The 16,286-nt window shown below is 43.4% G+C and carries 19 protein-coding genes; 12 read left to right on the top strand and 7 right to left on the bottom strand.

Features of this window, described 5'->3' with window-relative positions; genetic code table 11:
* Positions 1-122: 122 nt before the first annotated feature.
* Both J699_RS15030 and yiaA read right to left on the bottom strand, forming a co-directional pair.
* Positions 123-551, bottom strand: coding sequence for a hypothetical protein (locus tag J699_RS15030; protein WP_005230980.1), 429 nt, complete (start codon positions 549-551; stop codon positions 123-125).
* 241 nt (positions 552-792) lie between these two features.
* A complete protein-coding gene (gene yiaA / locus J699_RS15035; protein WP_032869274.1) occupies positions 793-1,260 on the bottom strand; it encodes an inner membrane protein YiaA in 468 nt (155 codons plus the stop codon).
* Positions 1,261-1,499: 239 nt separating this feature from the next.
* Between yiaA and prfA the strand changes: the two genes are divergently transcribed.
* Positions 1,500-2,588: a peptide chain release factor 1 gene (gene prfA, locus J699_RS15040; RefSeq protein ID WP_032869276.1), complete on the top strand. Its 1,089-nt coding sequence runs from the start codon at positions 1,500-1,502 to the stop codon at positions 2,586-2,588.
* Positions 2,588-3,406, top strand: coding sequence for a peptide chain release factor N(5)-glutamine methyltransferase (gene prmC, locus J699_RS15045; protein WP_032869277.1), 819 nt, complete (start codon positions 2,588-2,590; stop codon positions 3,404-3,406). The genes prfA and prmC overlap by 1 nt, the downstream gene beginning before the upstream one ends.
* On the opposite strand, the gene J699_RS15050 is transcribed toward prmC, so the two are convergent.
* Entirely contained in the window at positions 3,403-4,035 is a 633-nt protein-coding gene (locus J699_RS15050; protein ID WP_032869280.1) for an FMN-binding negative transcriptional regulator, read from the bottom strand. The genes prmC and J699_RS15050 overlap by 4 nt on opposite strands.
* A 14-nt stretch (positions 4,036-4,049) precedes the next feature.
* Positions 4,050-5,111, bottom strand: coding sequence for an AraC family transcriptional regulator (locus J699_RS15055; protein ID WP_032869282.1), 1,062 nt, complete (start codon positions 5,109-5,111; stop codon positions 4,050-4,052).
* Positions 5,112-5,254: 143 nt separating this feature from the next.
* Between J699_RS15055 and J699_RS15060 the strand changes: the two genes are divergently transcribed.
* Positions 5,255-6,025 carry an SDR family NAD(P)-dependent oxidoreductase gene (locus tag J699_RS15060; protein ID WP_032869284.1) on the top strand — a complete coding sequence of 257 codons (771 nt, stop codon included), beginning with the start codon at positions 5,255-5,257 and terminating at the stop codon, positions 6,023-6,025.
* A gap of 162 nt (positions 6,026-6,187) precedes the next feature.
* Entirely contained in the window at positions 6,188-6,754 is a 567-nt protein-coding gene (locus tag J699_RS15065) for a hypothetical protein (RefSeq protein ID WP_032869286.1), read from the top strand.
* Between the two features lie 44 nt (positions 6,755-6,798).
* On the opposite strand, the gene J699_RS15070 is transcribed toward J699_RS15065, so the two are convergent.
* A complete protein-coding gene (locus J699_RS15070; RefSeq protein WP_032869288.1) occupies positions 6,799-7,374 on the bottom strand; it encodes a flavin reductase family protein in 576 nt (191 codons plus the stop codon).
* Positions 7,375-7,803: 429 nt separating this feature from the next.
* On the opposite strand from J699_RS15070, the gene J699_RS15075 reads away from it, so the two are divergent.
* Entirely contained in the window at positions 7,804-8,820 is a 1,017-nt protein-coding gene (locus tag J699_RS15075) for a lipase family alpha/beta hydrolase (RefSeq protein ID WP_005286486.1), read from the top strand.
* Between the two features lie 74 nt (positions 8,821-8,894).
* Positions 8,895-9,929 carry a lipase secretion chaperone gene (locus tag J699_RS15080; protein WP_032869290.1) on the top strand — a complete coding sequence of 345 codons (1,035 nt, stop codon included), beginning with the start codon at positions 8,895-8,897 and terminating at the stop codon, positions 9,927-9,929.
* Between the two features lie 160 nt (positions 9,930-10,089).
* On the opposite strand, the gene J699_RS15085 is transcribed toward J699_RS15080, so the two are convergent.
* On the bottom strand, positions 10,090-10,980 hold the full coding sequence (locus J699_RS15085) for an alpha/beta fold hydrolase (RefSeq protein WP_032869292.1): 891 nt from the start codon (positions 10,978-10,980) through the stop codon (positions 10,090-10,092).
* Between the two features lie 530 nt (positions 10,981-11,510).
* Between J699_RS15085 and J699_RS15090 the strand changes: the two genes are divergently transcribed.
* The 6 genes from J699_RS15090 (at position 11,511) to J699_RS15115 (ending at position 15,575) form a co-directional block, all read left to right on the top strand.
* Complete coding sequence (locus J699_RS15090) at positions 11,511-12,239, top strand: HesA/MoeB/ThiF family protein (protein ID WP_416202127.1); 729 nt, start codon at positions 11,511-11,513, stop codon at positions 12,237-12,239.
* A 56-nt stretch (positions 12,240-12,295) separates the two neighbouring features.
* The gene (locus tag J699_RS15095) at positions 12,296-13,594 is read left to right on the top strand and encodes an ABC1 kinase family protein (RefSeq protein WP_004772617.1); all 1,299 of its coding nucleotides are present in this window, start codon (positions 12,296-12,298) and stop codon (positions 13,592-13,594) included.
* Positions 13,595-13,620: 26 nt separating this feature from the next.
* Entirely contained in the window at positions 13,621-14,001 is a 381-nt protein-coding gene (gene folB, locus J699_RS15100) for a dihydroneopterin aldolase (RefSeq protein WP_005230968.1), read from the top strand.
* Entirely contained in the window at positions 13,958-14,392 is a 435-nt protein-coding gene (locus tag J699_RS15105) for a 2-amino-4-hydroxy-6-hydroxymethyldihydropteridine diphosphokinase (protein WP_032869295.1), read from the top strand. Before folB ends, J699_RS15105 begins: the two co-directional genes overlap by 44 nt.
* 41 nt (positions 14,393-14,433) lie before the next feature.
* On the top strand, positions 14,434-14,985 hold the full coding sequence (locus tag J699_RS15110; RefSeq protein ID WP_005286468.1) for a DUF2799 domain-containing protein: 552 nt from the start codon (positions 14,434-14,436) through the stop codon (positions 14,983-14,985).
* Between the two features lie 137 nt (positions 14,986-15,122).
* On the top strand, positions 15,123-15,575 hold the full coding sequence (locus J699_RS15115) for a hypothetical protein (protein WP_005230965.1): 453 nt from the start codon (positions 15,123-15,125) through the stop codon (positions 15,573-15,575).
* 74 nt (positions 15,576-15,649) lie between these two features.
* Here J699_RS15115 and coq7 read toward each other — a convergent pair whose 3' ends face one another.
* Positions 15,650-16,285: a 2-polyprenyl-3-methyl-6-methoxy-1,4-benzoquinone monooxygenase gene (coq7, locus tag J699_RS15120; protein ID WP_009509536.1), complete on the bottom strand. Its 636-nt coding sequence runs from the start codon at positions 16,283-16,285 to the stop codon at positions 15,650-15,652.
* Position 16,286 lies beyond the last annotated feature (1 nt).

Raw genomic sequence — 16,286 nt, 5'->3', positions numbered from 1 at the left:
AATAGGGAATTATTCTAGAAAGTTCGGGAACAGGATTCAACCTAGCATTTTGCTCAGGATTTTATTGTCGTGTAGAGAAAGCTCAGCGCATAAAAAAGCACCCGAAGGTGCTTTCTAAGAAATTAGTGATGACGATGCTTTCTCTTTTTCTTGTATTTTTTAGATTGGTGATTGTCATAGTAACGGTCTTGACCTACTTTACGGCCTAAGGCTGAACCCCCTGCCGCACCCGCAGCAGCACCGATATAACCGCCTGTTGTACCGCCAAGGTTACGTCCTACGGTATAACCACCCACGCCACCTAGACCACCACCAATCGCAGCTTCAGTACGTGTACGTTTGCTACTTGCAGCAGCAGCCCCACCAGCGCCACCAAGCGCAGAGCCAATCATTGCGCCGTTATTGCCACCAATTTGTTTACCGAGTGCCGTACCCACGACACTGCCGAGTGCAGATGTTGCTGCCACACGAGTTCCGTTATCGGCATGAGCGACAGTAACAAGTGATGAAGTTGCAAAGATTGCACCACATAACCAAGCGTTTAATTTCATTTTTGACTCCGTGTCCGCCAAAAAATCGGACCTCTTTGTAATGGCTGCAAATGTAACAAAGTTTGAGAATGAAAGTGTGGAGAAGCATGCCAGAAGTATTACTCTTTGGTGTCCAGATTGTAATCTTTTGTTTTCGATTATCTTTTTTTAAACTGTATATGTTTTTAAAAACAGTGGTTTAGATGAATAATGTTGCAAGCAAGGCTTAAATATTTTTTAAGCCTTTATTGAAAAATATCTATTAATCCTGTGGCTGATCTTTTACAGAATCCTCATTTAGCTTAAGTTGACGGGGATGAGGTTCTGTTTGCAGGCGTAAATAATTAAGATCACGAATATTCTTTTGAGTGGCGACCACACCGAATAAACTGAGCAGGAAAGACATAATATAAAAGCCTTTTTCGCTCATGCTCAGTTCAGCATTCCATAAGCTAATCAGTAATAGCACAATACACACTGCCATGGAGGCCCAGCACAGTCCATAGTAAATGGCCGTTACCGGAATCTCTTCGAGCTGGTCACGGACAGTTTTCTGAAGGGAGGCTGCCGAGAAAAGTCCATAAAGTAAAATCACCAGATAATAGCCTTTTTCATGCAAGGGCATGTTGGCATTCCACAACCCAATCATAAAGCCGACAGCACCGGCGAGTAAGGCCACCCAGCTTGCTGCAATAAAGGCCGATGTGGGGCGGTTAATAAAATTATTCATGGTTTATCCTGTTGTTTTATCATTCTATTTGTCCTGTATTATTTATAGCCAAGCGCTGAGCAGAGAACAAGTCGTAAAAACTAAAACTGAACAATTTGTGATGAAATGATGGGGGAATGGTAAGTTCCACTATTTCACTATGTCTTTTAAGTGGCAGAGTCTGTAAACTATGCGCAATTTTTTGATTTTACTCATGCTTCATCTGCACTGAGTCTTTAGATTTTTGAGATATTCCACCCATGAAAGCATCACTCCGTTTAAGACTCGATCAACTTTGTGATCGTCATGAAGAGCTGACTGCATTACTCGCTGATGTAGAAGTGATTTCGGACAATAAACGTTTCCGTAAATTGTCTCGTGAACATAATGATTTAACTGAAATCACCGAAGTTTGGAGTAAGTATCGTCAAGCGGAAGAAGATATCGAAACTGCTGAAATGATGAAATCAGACCCTGATTTCAAAGATATGGCAGAAGAAGAAATTAAAGAAAATAAGGCAATGCTGGTTGAGCTTGAAGATCAGCTGAATGTGTTGATGATTCCAAAAGATCCAAACGATGCCAATGCAGCTTATCTTGAGGTTCGTGCGGGAACGGGTGGTGACGAAGCTGCGATCTTCTCGGGTGATTTGTTCCGTATGTATAGTAAATACGCTGAAACCCAAGGCTGGCGTATTGAAGTGCTTTCTGAAAATGAAGGCGAGCATGGCGGTTATAAAGAAATCATTTGCCGGATTGATGGTGAAGGGGTTTATGGTCGCCTGAAATTTGAAAGCGGCGCGCATCGTGTGCAACGTGTCCCTGCAACGGAATCACAGGGCCGTGTCCATACCTCGGCTTGTACGGTTGCGATTCTTCCAGAAGTGGATGTAGATACCACCGTGGAAATCAATCCTGCCGATTTACGTATTGATACCTACCGTGCATCAGGTGCGGGTGGTCAGCACATTAACAAAACCGATTCTGCGGTACGTATTACTCATATCCCATCTGGTGTGGTGGTGGAATGTCAAGAAGAGCGTTCACAGCATAAGAACAAAGCCAAAGCGATGGCGTTGTTAGTGTCGCGTCTGGAAAATGCCAAACGTGCAGCGGCCGATGCAGCAACCTCAGAAATGCGTCGTGATCTGGTCGGTTCAGGTGACCGTTCAGAGCGTATTCGGACTTATAACTATCCGCAAGGTCGTATGACCGACCACCGTATTAACCTGACTTTATATAAGTTAGATGCGATTATGGAAGGTGATTTAACCGAATTACTGGATAGCTTGCATCGTGAATATCAGGCCGATCAGCTGGCAATGCTTGCACAGGAAAATGGCGGCTAATGAATATTGCTCAAGCGTTAGAGATCAAAGGCGAAATTGATAGCTATGAGCGCCAAGAGGCGGCATGGCTACTTGAGCATCTTTTGGGGGTTAATGCCTTAGAACTGAAACTGCGACTTGAGCAAGAATTGACGGACATGCAGGAGCAGGCTTTTCTGGAAGGACTGGCCCGCATCGAGCAGGGTGAACCACTGGCTTATGTCACCGGTTCACAGCCATTCTGGACCTTAGACCTGAAAGTGACGCATGATACTTTGGTACCGCGTCCAGATACTGAAATTCTTGTAGAAACGGTATTAAAGCTGCCGCTGGATCAACAGGCCAATATTGTTGATTTAGGTACAGGTACCGGTGCAATTGCGTTGGCACTGGCGAGTGAACGTCCGCAGTGGCAGGTCATGGCGACTGATATTTATGCGCCTACTTTAGCGGTTGCGCAGGAAAATGCGCTACGGCATGGTCTTATGCAGGTGAAATTTGCCTGTGGTGCCTGGTTTGAGGCACTGGATCAGCAGCAGTTTGATTTAATTGTCTCAAATCCACCGTATATTGATCCAGAAGATGTGCATATGCAAAAGCTCAAGTCTGAACCTGAGCGTGCGCTCATTGCAGATCACCATGGCATGGCAGATATTGAAACCATTATCCAGCAAGGCCAAGACTGGCTCAAACCAGAGGGCTGGATTGTGCTGGAACATGGTTATGACCAAGGTGAGGCTGTTCGTCAAATCTTTGAGCAGCAGGGTTTTGAGCAAATCCAGACCATCAAGGACTATGGCGGCAATGATCGGGTCAGTTTAGCCCAAAAGTCTGCTTAATCTTCTATATAGTGCTGTACGGCTTTTGCTAGATTGGGATGGCCATATTTTTCCAGCCCTTCAACTACGCCTAAGGCATCGACTTTTTCCCGGTTCTGGCTGAGTTTAAATTTGCCCGTGATCCCGGTGATCTGAATTTCAATACCCACAATTCCTTGTAGTTGCTGAGTAATGTATTCGGCAGGCGCATCGGACATTTTCCATGGAACAGGCTGATTGGCTTCATGTGTCCGTGTCAGCTTCGCCAAAATGCCGCGTAATGCTTTTTCATCAGATAAGAAATTAATTTTACCTTTGACATGTACCACCTGATAGTTCCATGTCGGTACATGCTGATGGTGCTGTTGTTTGCTGGGATACCAGTTCGGTGAAATATAACCCTGTTCACCGTGAAAGATAATCAGGACTTCTGTGCCGTTTGGGATTTGCATGTGTAATGGATTATTTCTGGCAATGTGCGCAAGCAGTGTCGCCGTTTGATTTTGTTCATCCGGTATCAGTTTAAAAGGCAAATGATTGGCATCCAGACCTTCGCTACTCTGGCTGATAAGCGTTGCAAACGGATAATCCTGAATCAGTTGATAAAGTTTTTGAGGATCTTTTTCTTCAAATATTTCAGGAAGGTACATAGGTTTAACTCCTTTTACTCATCAACAAGGTTGCGTCTGTTTTTCTGCAAGGGTAAGCTTTTTCGATAACTGCCCGGACTGACACCGCTCCACTTTTTAAAGGCACGATGAAAAGCGCTGGGATCATGAAAGTTCAGATCGTCGCTAATAGTCTGAATCGAGTCGTCTGTCTTGCTCAGTCGTTCAATGGCGATATCACAGCGTATGTCATTTTTCAGTTGCTGGTAGCTGACACCTTCCTGTTTTAAACGACGCTGGATGGTCGCAGTCGACATATTCAACTGTTGGGCAATATCTTTCAGTTCTGCCCATTCTGAAGGTGCTTGCAGCAGTAATTGCCGGCGTATTTGCAGGCTTAACGAATTTTCATTCTTGAAACGCACGATCAGGTTGTAAGGCGTATGTCTCAGGAAATCATTGAGCGCCTGTTTGTCTTTTTTGATTTTATGTTTCAGATAATGTGCATCGAATTCTATGCTGTTTTGTGCGGCATGAAACTGGATATTTTCACAGAAACGGACACGATAATCCTGTAACTCAACAGGTGGATGGCACCTAAAGCTCATTTTATGAAAATGAATACGTTGATCGCTCAGCCAGCACATCAAGCTGTGGACCAGCATCAGAAAGGTTGAATAGGTAAACATCCGCTTCGGTTGTTCACGATCATGCAGAATCAGATAGGCCTTATTGCCTTTTTGAACCAGTTCGCCGCGAATATCGTCCAGAATCAGGGCTAAAAACTTGAGAATTTCTTTAATGGCCTGTTCCAGATTCTCTGCATTAAAGGCAAGTTTTGCCAGTAATTGATAGCTGCCCCTACGCATGGGATGGGTATCCATGCCGAGAAACTCATCATTCATGCTTTCTGCCAGTTCTACCCATAATTGGGCACACTGGGTAACGGGAACGCGTGCTTTGCCTGAGCTTAACAGTTCAGCTGAAATGCCTGCCCGATTGGCAATACTGACAATATTTAAGCCGCGACTGGCAGCAACGCTTAATGCTTCCCGAATTAAAGCATTTGAAATTGTATCCTTGGCCGCATTAAGATCGGGATTGTGGTTTTTGGTCATAGGCACATGATATACAGGAGAATAAATAGATCGACTGCTCAAAAGTCGCATTCAATTTGCTACTTTTTGAAATTGTATCGGAAAAAAGTTGCCTTTAGGCTTGGTTATAAAAATTTATATCTTTAATTTGATAGGAAACGTAAATGAAAATTCAGGGAAAACATTTTGTTATTACAGGCGGTGGCTCTGGTCTAGGTGCAGCAACAGCTGAATATTTAGTTGAAAAAGGTGCGTCAGTCACCTTGGTTGACATGAATGTTGAAGCAGGAGAACAACAGGCACAGGCATTGGGAGCACAGGCTGAATTTGTAAAACTGGATGTGACCGATGAAGCTGCTGCGGAACAGTTTTTTAAAGATGTACTTGCCAAACATGGCAGTGTTCATGGCCTGATCAATTGCGCCGGCATTGGCCCCTCTGCAAAAGTTGTGGGTAAAGAGGGTGTGCATGATCTGGCGATGTTCTCGAAAACCTTACAGATTAATGTCACAGGGACATTTAATATGCTGCGCTTTGCAGCGGATGCCATGAGCAGGAATACCGTTGCGGAAGGCGATGAAGATCGTGGTGTGATCGTCAATACAGCTTCGGTGGCTGCTTTTGACGGGCAAATCGGGCAAGCGGCCTATTCTGCTTCGAAAGGTGCTGTTGTCGCGATGACCTTGCCGATTGCACGTGAACTGGCCCGCCATGCGATACGGGTCATGACCATTGCGCCGGGCATCATGGAAACCCCGATGTTAAAAGGTTTACCACAGAACGTACAGGATGCGTTAGGCCAAATGGTGCCGTATCCTTCACGTTTGGGACGTCCAGAAGAATTTGCACGCTTGGTGGCCCATATCGCCGAGAATTCATATCTGAATGGTGAGGTGATTCGTCTGGATGGAGCGATTCGTATGGCACCAAAATAAGCCTTGCTAAAAGTATTTAATCACGCCATAGAACAGTTGTGGACTTCACCTTCACAACTGTTTTTTCTTTTCTTGCTCAAATTTTATATTGTCTGTGAACAGCTTTGCTTCTAAGGTAATAGACCGTGGCTTGATAAAAATAATCATACTAAAAGGATTGATATGACATATAGATTGATTCTGTCCGCATGCTTGGGCCTGTGTCTGAGCGGTTGTGTTGGCAATATGAATCCAACGGGTGGAAACTCAACACCGAATTATCCCTATTACAAAACCCGTGAAGCCCGTGTGGTGAAAAAAATTCTGGTCCCTGCAGGTACTACACTAGTCTATGACACTCAGTTTTTGAAGGAAGGTGAACAAGATAAGATCATGCCGGAAGATAAACTCACCGATATTCGTTTTCCGGAAGATCAACCCATGCGCTGGGGCGGGGTGCCTGTCAGCATGATTTCGAAATTCTTTAATTCAGAGATGCATGGTTTTTCTGTTTATGCCGAATTTCAGCAACTGGATGCCAGTCAGCGCAGTCGATTTGCCCAATTGTGGCAGAGTTGCGATGATGATCTCGGGATTACTGTCAAAGACACCAGCGACTGGTCTTTTAACAAGGCCAATATTGCGGATGTAGAAAGTTGTAGTGTCAATTATCAACGTTATTTTAAGCATAACCAGAAACAGCAGCAGTTTCTGGATACCTTGTATCGTGAAATGATGAAAGCTGAATAAACAACACAGGCAATGCTGAAAATCATTGCCTGAGCTTTTGCTGATTATTTGGCTTTGACTTCATCACCAATCAAATAAAAGGTTCCGCCTGCAATATAGTGCAGACTACGTAATTCTTTTGCAGCGTCCTGAAAATACCAGTGCCCATCACGAAACACGCGAGAATCTGCCCAGGCTGCAACCACAGCGCCAATAAATAAATCGTGTGCTTGCTGGTTATGTGGTTCTGGAATCACTTTGCAAATCAACCATGCCAGACTACCTGTGACCAGCGGTACAGGAAAGGCGTCCTGATAAAACAGTTCGGTTTTGCAATCTGCCAGTTTGGTGGGCTGGTCAAATTTACTAATCGTACCGAGTTGATGCACCATGTCAATTTGCGCGTAACACGGCACTTGTAGCGCAAAGTAGCCGCTTTGTTCAACCAGTTGACGGGTCTTGGTGCTTTTATCAAGCACAACCGTGACCTTTGCTGGGGTAAGTTCCAGTGCACATGCCCATGCTGCTGCCATGACATCCGTATCCTGCTTATGTTGCGCCGACACCAGTACGGTTGGGCCGTGGTTGAGTAGACGATAAGCTTTGGAAAGTTCAACGGCGGTAATATGTTGGGCACTCATACGCGATCCAGAAAGGAGATAACACGGATTATTGTTGCATAATCTCTAAGGGAATAAGATTCATTTTTACGGTATTTATAACGTTAAACGCAATAAAAATGGAAGCGTGATTCAGATTTTCCGGTCTAGAACATTCAGAAAGACAATTCATTACCATACCTATCACGACTTATACTCTTATGCGGTAGTCCAGATGAGCACCGCCCTTATTGCAGCTTTGCGCATGTACATTCATCGGAATTTTATCAATCGATCGTAATTTTGGCCTGAACTGTTATGATTTTGGCGCAGTTTGCTTTAGTCTAAAAATCAAACAATATACAGGGAGGGGAAATTTTACATTGTTTTTGTATGGTAGGAATGATTCCACATACAAAAGTATAGGACTAACACTTTGTAATAAAAATGAAAAATGCTCGGAGCAAAAACGTGAAAAAGAAATATTTAAATGCTATGGCGTTAATGGCAGGCATGTTTGTGAGTAGTGGTACCGTGGTTCATGCAGGTTTGTTTGATTTTCTATCACCCAAGGCCTCATGGCAAAACTGTAATGTGAACGGTTGCTCAGTCGGCGGTAGTACGAACATCACTTCCAGTTATGCAAAAACCAAGTATCCGATTCTGCTGGCGCATGGTATGGCCGGCTTCTCGGCGGTTGGCCCATTGCAATACTGGAACGGGATTACTGAAGATCTGGTTGGAAACGGGGCCAGTGTATTTGTGGCACAGCAAGCTTCTTTTAACTCATCGGAAGTACGTGGTGAACAGCTACTGTTACAGGCAAAACAGGTGCTGGCAATTACCGGTGCTGAAAAAATCAATTTAATTGGCCATAGTCATGGCTCACAGTCGGTTCGTTATGTGGCAAGCTTATTGCCGAATAAGATTGCTTCAGTAACAGCAGTAGGAGGCCCAACCAAAGGTTCAGATGTTGCAGATGTGGTCGACTCAGTGGTGAAATCACCAGTTGGTCCAGCACTTGCACCTGTTATTGCAGCAGGCGTTAATGCGTTCTTCTCTTTGGTCGGCATTGGCTCAGGTCATTATTATGATCAGGATGCCCTTGCGGGGTTAAACTCACTCACCACCAAGGGTTCTGCAGACTTTAACCAGCGCTTCCCGGCAGGTGTACCTACCACAGCCTGTGGATCAGGCGCCGAACTGGTGAATGGTGTCCGTTATTATTCGTGGAGTGGTACCAGCCCGTTTACCAATGCGGCTGATCCGATGGACTATGCGTTAACGGCAACTTCTTTACTCATTTCAGGTGAAAATGATGGCTTGGTACCGCGTTGTTCGAGCCATTTAGGCACGGTCATTCGTGATAACTATGCATTTAACCATTTGGATGAGGTGAATCAGGTATTAGGTTTGGTCGGTTTCTTGCAAAATCCGGTTACGCCGTTCCGTGCACAAGCCAACCGTTTAAAAAATCAGGGGCTATAATCAATGCGCTAAAGGGGCATCTGTGCTCCTTTAGCCAGGATGATTTTAAAAAAGGATCAATAGAGCAAGGGATGATGAACGGTAAATTTTTAAATAATAAAACCATCAGTTTGTGTGTCATTATCGGTTTATTGCTGATATTGGCTTTGATTTACTGGATATTTAAACCAGATACTCAAGCGGTTCCATATCCTTTAGGGCAGCAGGCTCAACAACAGTCCGCACAAAGCAATATTGCAGGCGGTGCTACACAAGATCATCAAAAGGGAAAATTACCTGTTCTGGCGGCTTCATTACAAGGCACCGAAATTGATTGTCCGATTCAGGTGGATGCCAACGGTAAACTGATACTGACGGTTGGTATCCGTAGCTGTTTTGATTATTTCTTTTCTAGTCTGGGTGAAAAAACAGAAACTGAACTGATCGCTGATATTCGTCAATATCTGACCGGGACATTACCAGAGACGGCTTCAGGTTATGCCATTTATTTGTTGGATCAATATGTGGCGTATAGCCATACCCTCAAAAATTTAAAACCCAATGGTAATTTTAAAACAGGTGATATTGAGGGCTTTCAGAAAGTTCTTGATCAGATGTATAAAGTCCAGCAGCAGTTTTTTAATGCGGCTGAGATCAATGCCTTGTTTGGTAATGAACGTAAGCTGAACCAGTTTAATATTGAACAGATGCGTATTCATGCCAATAAGACTTTAACGGCACAGCAAAAAGCGGCTGAACTGGCAAAATTGATTGATCAACTTCCTGCCACCATGGCGGATGGTGTTCGGGTTTCCATGCAATTTGCTGAATTACAGCAATTGACGCAGGAAATCCGTGAGAAAGGTGGCTCTGCGCAAGAGCTACGCAATATGCGTGAAAGTTTATTGGGGCCAGAGGCTGCGGACCGTCTGGAAAAGGTTGATCAGGAAGAAGCTGACTGGCAAACACAGGTCAATGGATATCTGGCTGAGCGTGACCAGATTTTAAAAAGTAATGCGAGTGATGCCAGTAAACAGCAGTCGATTAACCAGTTAAGAACTCAGTCTTTTGCCACCAAGGAAGAGTTATTAAGAGCGCAATCTTATGAAATGATGCATGATCGCAAATGAAATAGCTCGTTTGAATAACCTGTATTGAAATCAGCCATTCAAGATTGAGGTTAGAGAGAATTTTATAGAGCCTAAAGCAGTTTAGGCCCTATACAAATAATAGGCTTAGTTAAGTTGGACAGAATCAACATTCCACTTTATCTTTTATAGGGAAGTCATTCTAACGAGTATTTAAAAAGTCTTCGATCAGTTCGGCGGTCTGTTTCGGTTGCTCTAAATTAATATTATGGCCTACATTTTTAAAAGCAATAAATTTGGCTTTAGGATAGGCTGCTTGAAGTTTCTTTTGATGATCTGCTCCAAGAAGTTGATCCTGATCACCCCATAAGATCAGCATTGGAGCGGACATCAGCTTTGCGGCATTGCTCAAATCTCCATACATGGCTCCACTCAATACACCTTTCCATACATGCAGAGGTACAACTGCGCTCTCCTGACTTAATATTTCTTCAAGTTTTGAATCAATCGGATTGGGGTTCCATCTCCATTCCTGCATAAACTTCCCATGGGGATCAATCGGCGCTTGAAGAGGGTGAATATTATCCCATAACCAATTACCTGGCCCATTTATTCCAATATTCAATGTAGAGGATATCAGGACGACTTTATTCACGCGATCTGGATAAGCCGTAGCTAATACTTGAGTCGTTAAAGAACCTAATGAATGTCCAACCACGTCGGCTTTGGCAATTTTTAATTTTTTAAGGAACAGGTTGGCATCACTGGCTAAATCTGTATAGGCATAACAGCATGTAGGCGCGTCAGATTGGCCATGGCCACGTAAATCAATCGCATAAATATGTCTGTTTTTGAAATAGGGCATGATTAAAGACCAGGTGCGGCTGCTATCGGTATAGCCGTGTATGAATAATAACGGTTTACCGTCAGTGTTACCTGCTTCGATATAAGACAGGTTGATGCCATTATCGAGGTGTATTTTTTTCTTGGCATGTACCCATTGTTCTTGTGTAGGGATTGGAATTATTTTTGCACTGCAATCAAATGCCAAAAATAACAAGATTAAAAAGGCAGTATTCCTAAGCAAAGACATATATCAACTCCATGATGGTCTTAAAATGATCCTTTATTACAGAAATTGAGAGGAGGCTTGTCAATTGGAGCAGAAGCGTTGAACTGGGATATCAGCTGTTTAAGACGAAATAATTTCGTGCTGGACACAACTGGGTTGAGTAATAAATAATAGTTTTTTATAACAGTTAGGCTTTTGTTTTTAAATAATTAAATATGTTTTTAAAAAAAGTGCGGCAAGTGGACATTAAGATGATTTACCCAGATGCTATAGCGAGTTGGTCCCAATTTTATCTACTTTAGTGGACGTGGAATAATGGAATGAACTGTTAATAAAAATGTATTTTGCAGTATTAATCTTTTTAGTTGCATTAAGACAAGTAGAAATTAGCGAGATAAAAATAAAGCTGCGCCAAAAGAAAACAGGGTTCGTTCCAATTTACTACTTTCCTCCAACCTTCCATCGACTTAGAATCAGCATTCCCTTGAACAAAGAAGTAAAGCCACGTGTCAGACCATTTAGAAAACGAATTTGAGCTAAGCAATGAGGAAATGCATCTCTATAGCCGTCAGATTTTACTGGATGGTTGGGATCTCGAGGCACAAGAACGGCTGAAACTTGCCAATGTACTGATCATCGGTGCAGGTGGAATCGGCTGTACCAGTGCCGAACTGTTGGCACGTGCCGGGGTAGGTAAAATTACGATTATCGATGCGGATACCATTGAGATCAGTAATCTACAACGTCAAATTGCATTTACCTCAAATGATTTAGGTCGATATAAAGCTGAAATCTTGGCAAAACATCTCCAAGCCATTAATCCACATATACAGGTCAGCTATCAAAATATACGTTTCGATGCAACAAATGCGCATGAACTCGTACAGCATCAGGATGTAGTGTTAGATGGTTGTGATAATTTTACCACCCGTTATCTGGTCAATGCAGTATGTAAAGAATATCAGGTTCCGTTAATTAGTGCTTCAGCCATTGGCTTTGAAGGGCAAATGTTTATGGTTGAGTCAGATTCAGCCTGTTATGAATGCTTATTTCCAAAGGAAGAGCATGCCAATGAAGGGTTACGCTGTGCCGAGTCTGGCGTGTTGGCAACTACGCCTGTAATGATCGCGTCATTACAAGCACATCACACTTTGCTATTTTTAGGATTAGGTTTAACCCCACTGAAGCAAAAACTGTTGCTCTGGAATGGCCTAAACCTATCGCAACGTATTCTTAAATTTGAAAAAGATGTAAATTGTCCAGTTTGTCAGGCAACTTGATCGGTAAAATGAGCAAAATTTGCTAAACTAATGCCATCTGTGAGGCAAGAAAGATTATGAAAAGAAATATTTTATTCGATGGATTACGCTCTGTTGCACGTATCGGTGAAACAGTGGTGGTTGCAGCACAAGCAGGTGTGAAATATGCAACTGAGAAACCAAGCAATGCCAAACTCATGCGTGAAACCTTTGAGTCGCTTGGTTCGACTTATATCAAGCTGGGTCAGTTTATTGCCAGTACGCCGTCTTTATTCCCGCGAGAATATGTGCAGGAGTTTCAGGGCTGTCTAGATCAAACACCGACTTTACCGTTTAGCTATATTCAAAAGGTTTTGGCAGAAGAGTTCGAAGGTCGCAACCTCAATGAAATCTTCAGTTTTATTGATGAAAAACCATTGGCGTCTGCCTCAATTGCACAGGTACATCCGGCCAGACTGGTCACCGGTGAAGACGTGGTTTTAAAAGTACAGAAACCCGGTGTGGAAACGATTCTGTATACCGATCTGAATGTCGTGCACTGGGCAACCAAATTACTGGAAAAAGCCGTGCCGAAAATCAAGTTTGCATCGCTTTCTGAAATTGTGGATGAGATCAAGACACGCATGGTACGTGAAGTTGATTTTATTGAAGAAGCGCAAAATCTGGATGACTTTATCCAGTACCTGAACATTTCAGGCAATCAGGCTGCGACTGCACCCAAAGTTTATCATCAATTTTCGACCCGTCGTGTACTGACCATGCAGCGTTTATATGGTGTGCCATTAACCGACTTTGATGTGGTTAAGCAGTATGCTAAAGATCCTACCCAAGTCCTGATTACAGCCATGAATACCTGGTTTGGTAGCTTGATGTTGTGCAAGAGTTTCCATGCAGACTTACATGCCGGTAACCTGATGCTGCTGGAAGACGGTCGTATTGGCTTTATCGATTTCGGTATTGTCGGTCAGTTAAAGCCGGAAGTCTGGACGGCATGTATGGCCTTTATGGATGCGTTACAGCATACCAACTATGTGGCAATGGCTGAGAATATGCTCAAGATGGGCATGACCCATCAGAAAATTGATACTCAGGTATTGGCGGATGATCTGGAGCGTTTGTTTAGTGGGGTATTGCTGGCAGATCCACAAGAAATTCTAAGTTCGAATCCGGCAGATCTGAATGACATCATGATGGATATGGTGGCTGTGGGTGAACGTCATGGCATTAAGTTCCCGCGTGACTTCGCGTTATTATTCAAGCAAATGTTATATTTTGATCGTTTCATGCGTGTTCTCGCACCTTATACCGATATTTATGCTGACCAACGTTTGAAAATGGTTCACAATATTGAACCTGCTTCGTTTTTAAAGCATTAATTTATTTATCGGTTCAATAGGTCATTATGGATGCCATTATTATTGAAGGGTTAAAGGTGGATACGGTCGTTGGCTGTTTCAACTGGGAACGCCAGATTATTCAACCTTTAATGCTAGATCTCACCATTCATAATGATCTATCCCAAGCTGCACTCTCGGATGAGCTGGAAGACACGCTCAACTATGCTCAAATTTGCGAGCTTGCAGCTCAAGTCATTCAAGAGGCACAACCCAAACTGATTGAGCATGCTGCCCAACTGGTGCTTGAATGCCTATTTACCACTTTTCCTTCGATCGAGTCGATCACTATCACCATTCGTAAACCCGCCATTATTGCTCAAGCTAATGCAGTAGGAATTCGCCTTGAACGCAACAGAAACAATTTTTGCGCTCGCACTGGCGAGTAATCTTCAGCAGCAACAAAATTTCACTTTTGCTTATGAGCAGATTGCCCAGCTCGGTAGAGTGGTATTTTCTCCGATTTATGAAATTCCTTGTCGGGATGGAATTGGGGCAGATTATTGGAACTCGGCATGTCTGTTAAGCAGTCGACTCGGCGTTGATGAAGTCATCGAATTGCTTAAAAAACTGGAACAGCAATCGGGACGGATTCGTCCATCACACCAGATCACGCTAGATATTGATGTAATTGCCTGGGGAAAGGATTTAGACACTATGCAGTTTAATCCTAAGAAGTTACCTCTGGCGCTGGATGTGAAAATTCCTTTATTTGATTTATGGCCACATGCTGATTTAAGCTATGATCAAAAGATAAACTATCCTGTCATTACAATGTAATTTGTTTGAATGTAATCTCATAATAATTAGGACCATTGTTCATGAAAAGTATTTTAATTTTATCGGCTTTGACGGTATTACTTTCTGGTTGTGCAGCCATGAGTGTTGAGCAATGTAAAACGGCCAATTGGTTGAGTGTGGGTGAAAAAGACGGTTCGGCCGGGCATGAATCGCGTCTAGATAAGTATTATTCTTCTTGTCAGAAAGCCAATATTGTTCCCAATCAAAGCCTGTATGAAAAAGGCTATCAACAAGGTCTGGGCTATTACTGCCAGCCTGAGAATATCTTTAGTGAAGCCTTGGATGGACGGGGTGATTACAGGGTCTGTCCGGCGGAAAAGCGCCAGACTTTACGACCTTATTATCAGGCTGCCAATGAATATTATCTGGCTGATTCAGAGTTCAGTCGCTCACAGAGCGAGATGAACCGTTACTTAAAGGAACTGGAGCGTACTGATCTATCCTCTAAAGTCCGGGATGATTATAAGAAGCGTTTGTATGATCTACGTATCAATAGCAGCAGTGTCCAGTCACGCTATCATAATGCAGTCCGCAATATGGAACGCTTTAAGGCTGAACATGGCCTGAATTAAGTTGCAAGCATCTTGCTCTCATACGCCTGTGATTTTGGTCACAGGCGTTTTGCTTTGTGAATTAAACATTTAAATTACAGACCCATGCCGAGATCAATGTTTAAATATTCAATTGAATCAACCGCAAGGGATGCAGCATGCACATCAAATTTATTACGGTTGGAGTGATGGCCTATGTAGTCATGAACTCCGCTTATGCCATTGATGCCAAATATAGAGAACAACTCGAACGTTCAGGCTGTACGCAAATCAGTGAAGCGCAAGGCTGTGACATCAATAAGACTGCAGAAGAAAATATCAAGGCTGGCTTTAGCATACCCGATGCAGTTGCGACACCGGAACCTGCGGTCAATCAACCGCAATGGATTGCCGAAAGATCAGATGGCTCGACCTTGGCGACCATCCGAATTGACCCGCAGCAACGTGTCTGGGTGAATGATACCCGAGTGGCAGCCACTCAGAAAAATGGCCAGTTTGAGTTTAGGCAAGGCAAGATTAACTATACGATTTTTACTGATCTGGAAAAGCAGCCACAAAGTTTCTGGTCGGACCGTTATTCAACAGATAAAGGAAAAATTGTGTTTCGCTGATCTTTGAAGAAGCGTGTTTACGAAGATTTTAAAATAAAAAAGGGAATTAAAAATTCATAATTCCCTTGAATGATTTATAGATAATAACTGGTTTTTGTCATTAATTTTGAAATCGCGGTCATGGTAATCCGCACAGGCACTGGTAAATCCACACCACCTGCATTCAATGCGGTATCCCGATGATGCAACTCATCTTCATTCATCTGCTCAAGGATTTTGCGGGAGCGGTCATCATGCGCTGGCAACTGCTGGATATGTTCCTGTAAATGTTGGCTGACCTGACGTTCAGTCTCTGCAACAAAACCTAAACTGTATTTATCGCCTGCAATCCCTGCAATTGCACCCATGCCATAAGACAAGCCGTACCAGATCGGGTTCAAGACACTGGTATGGCTATCCAGTTCTTTTAAACGATCTTCACACCAGGCCAGATGATCCTGTTCTTCAATTGCAGCCTGCTGCATTTCTTCACGTACATGGGGCAGTTTTGCAGTCAATGCCTGACCGTGATAAAGCGCCTGGGCACACACTTCACCGCTATGGTTAACGCGCATCAAACCTGCAACATGGCGTGCATCGCTGACACACAGCTGTGAAGGTTCATCGCTGGCTGGATTGGCGCGTTGGGCACTGGTCGCGCCCGGTACCAGACTACGTAAAGCCTGATCAAAAGAATTAATAACTTTATCGAGACCTGTGTATTGACGCATA

The sequence above is a fragment of the Acinetobacter sp. 1000160 genome, assembly GCF_000588715.1.
GTDB classification, from domain to species: domain Bacteria; phylum Pseudomonadota; class Gammaproteobacteria; order Pseudomonadales; family Moraxellaceae; genus Acinetobacter; species Acinetobacter courvalinii.
Note: the sequence above shows the minus strand (reverse complement) of the source record. Positions and strands in the feature narration are given on the sequence as shown.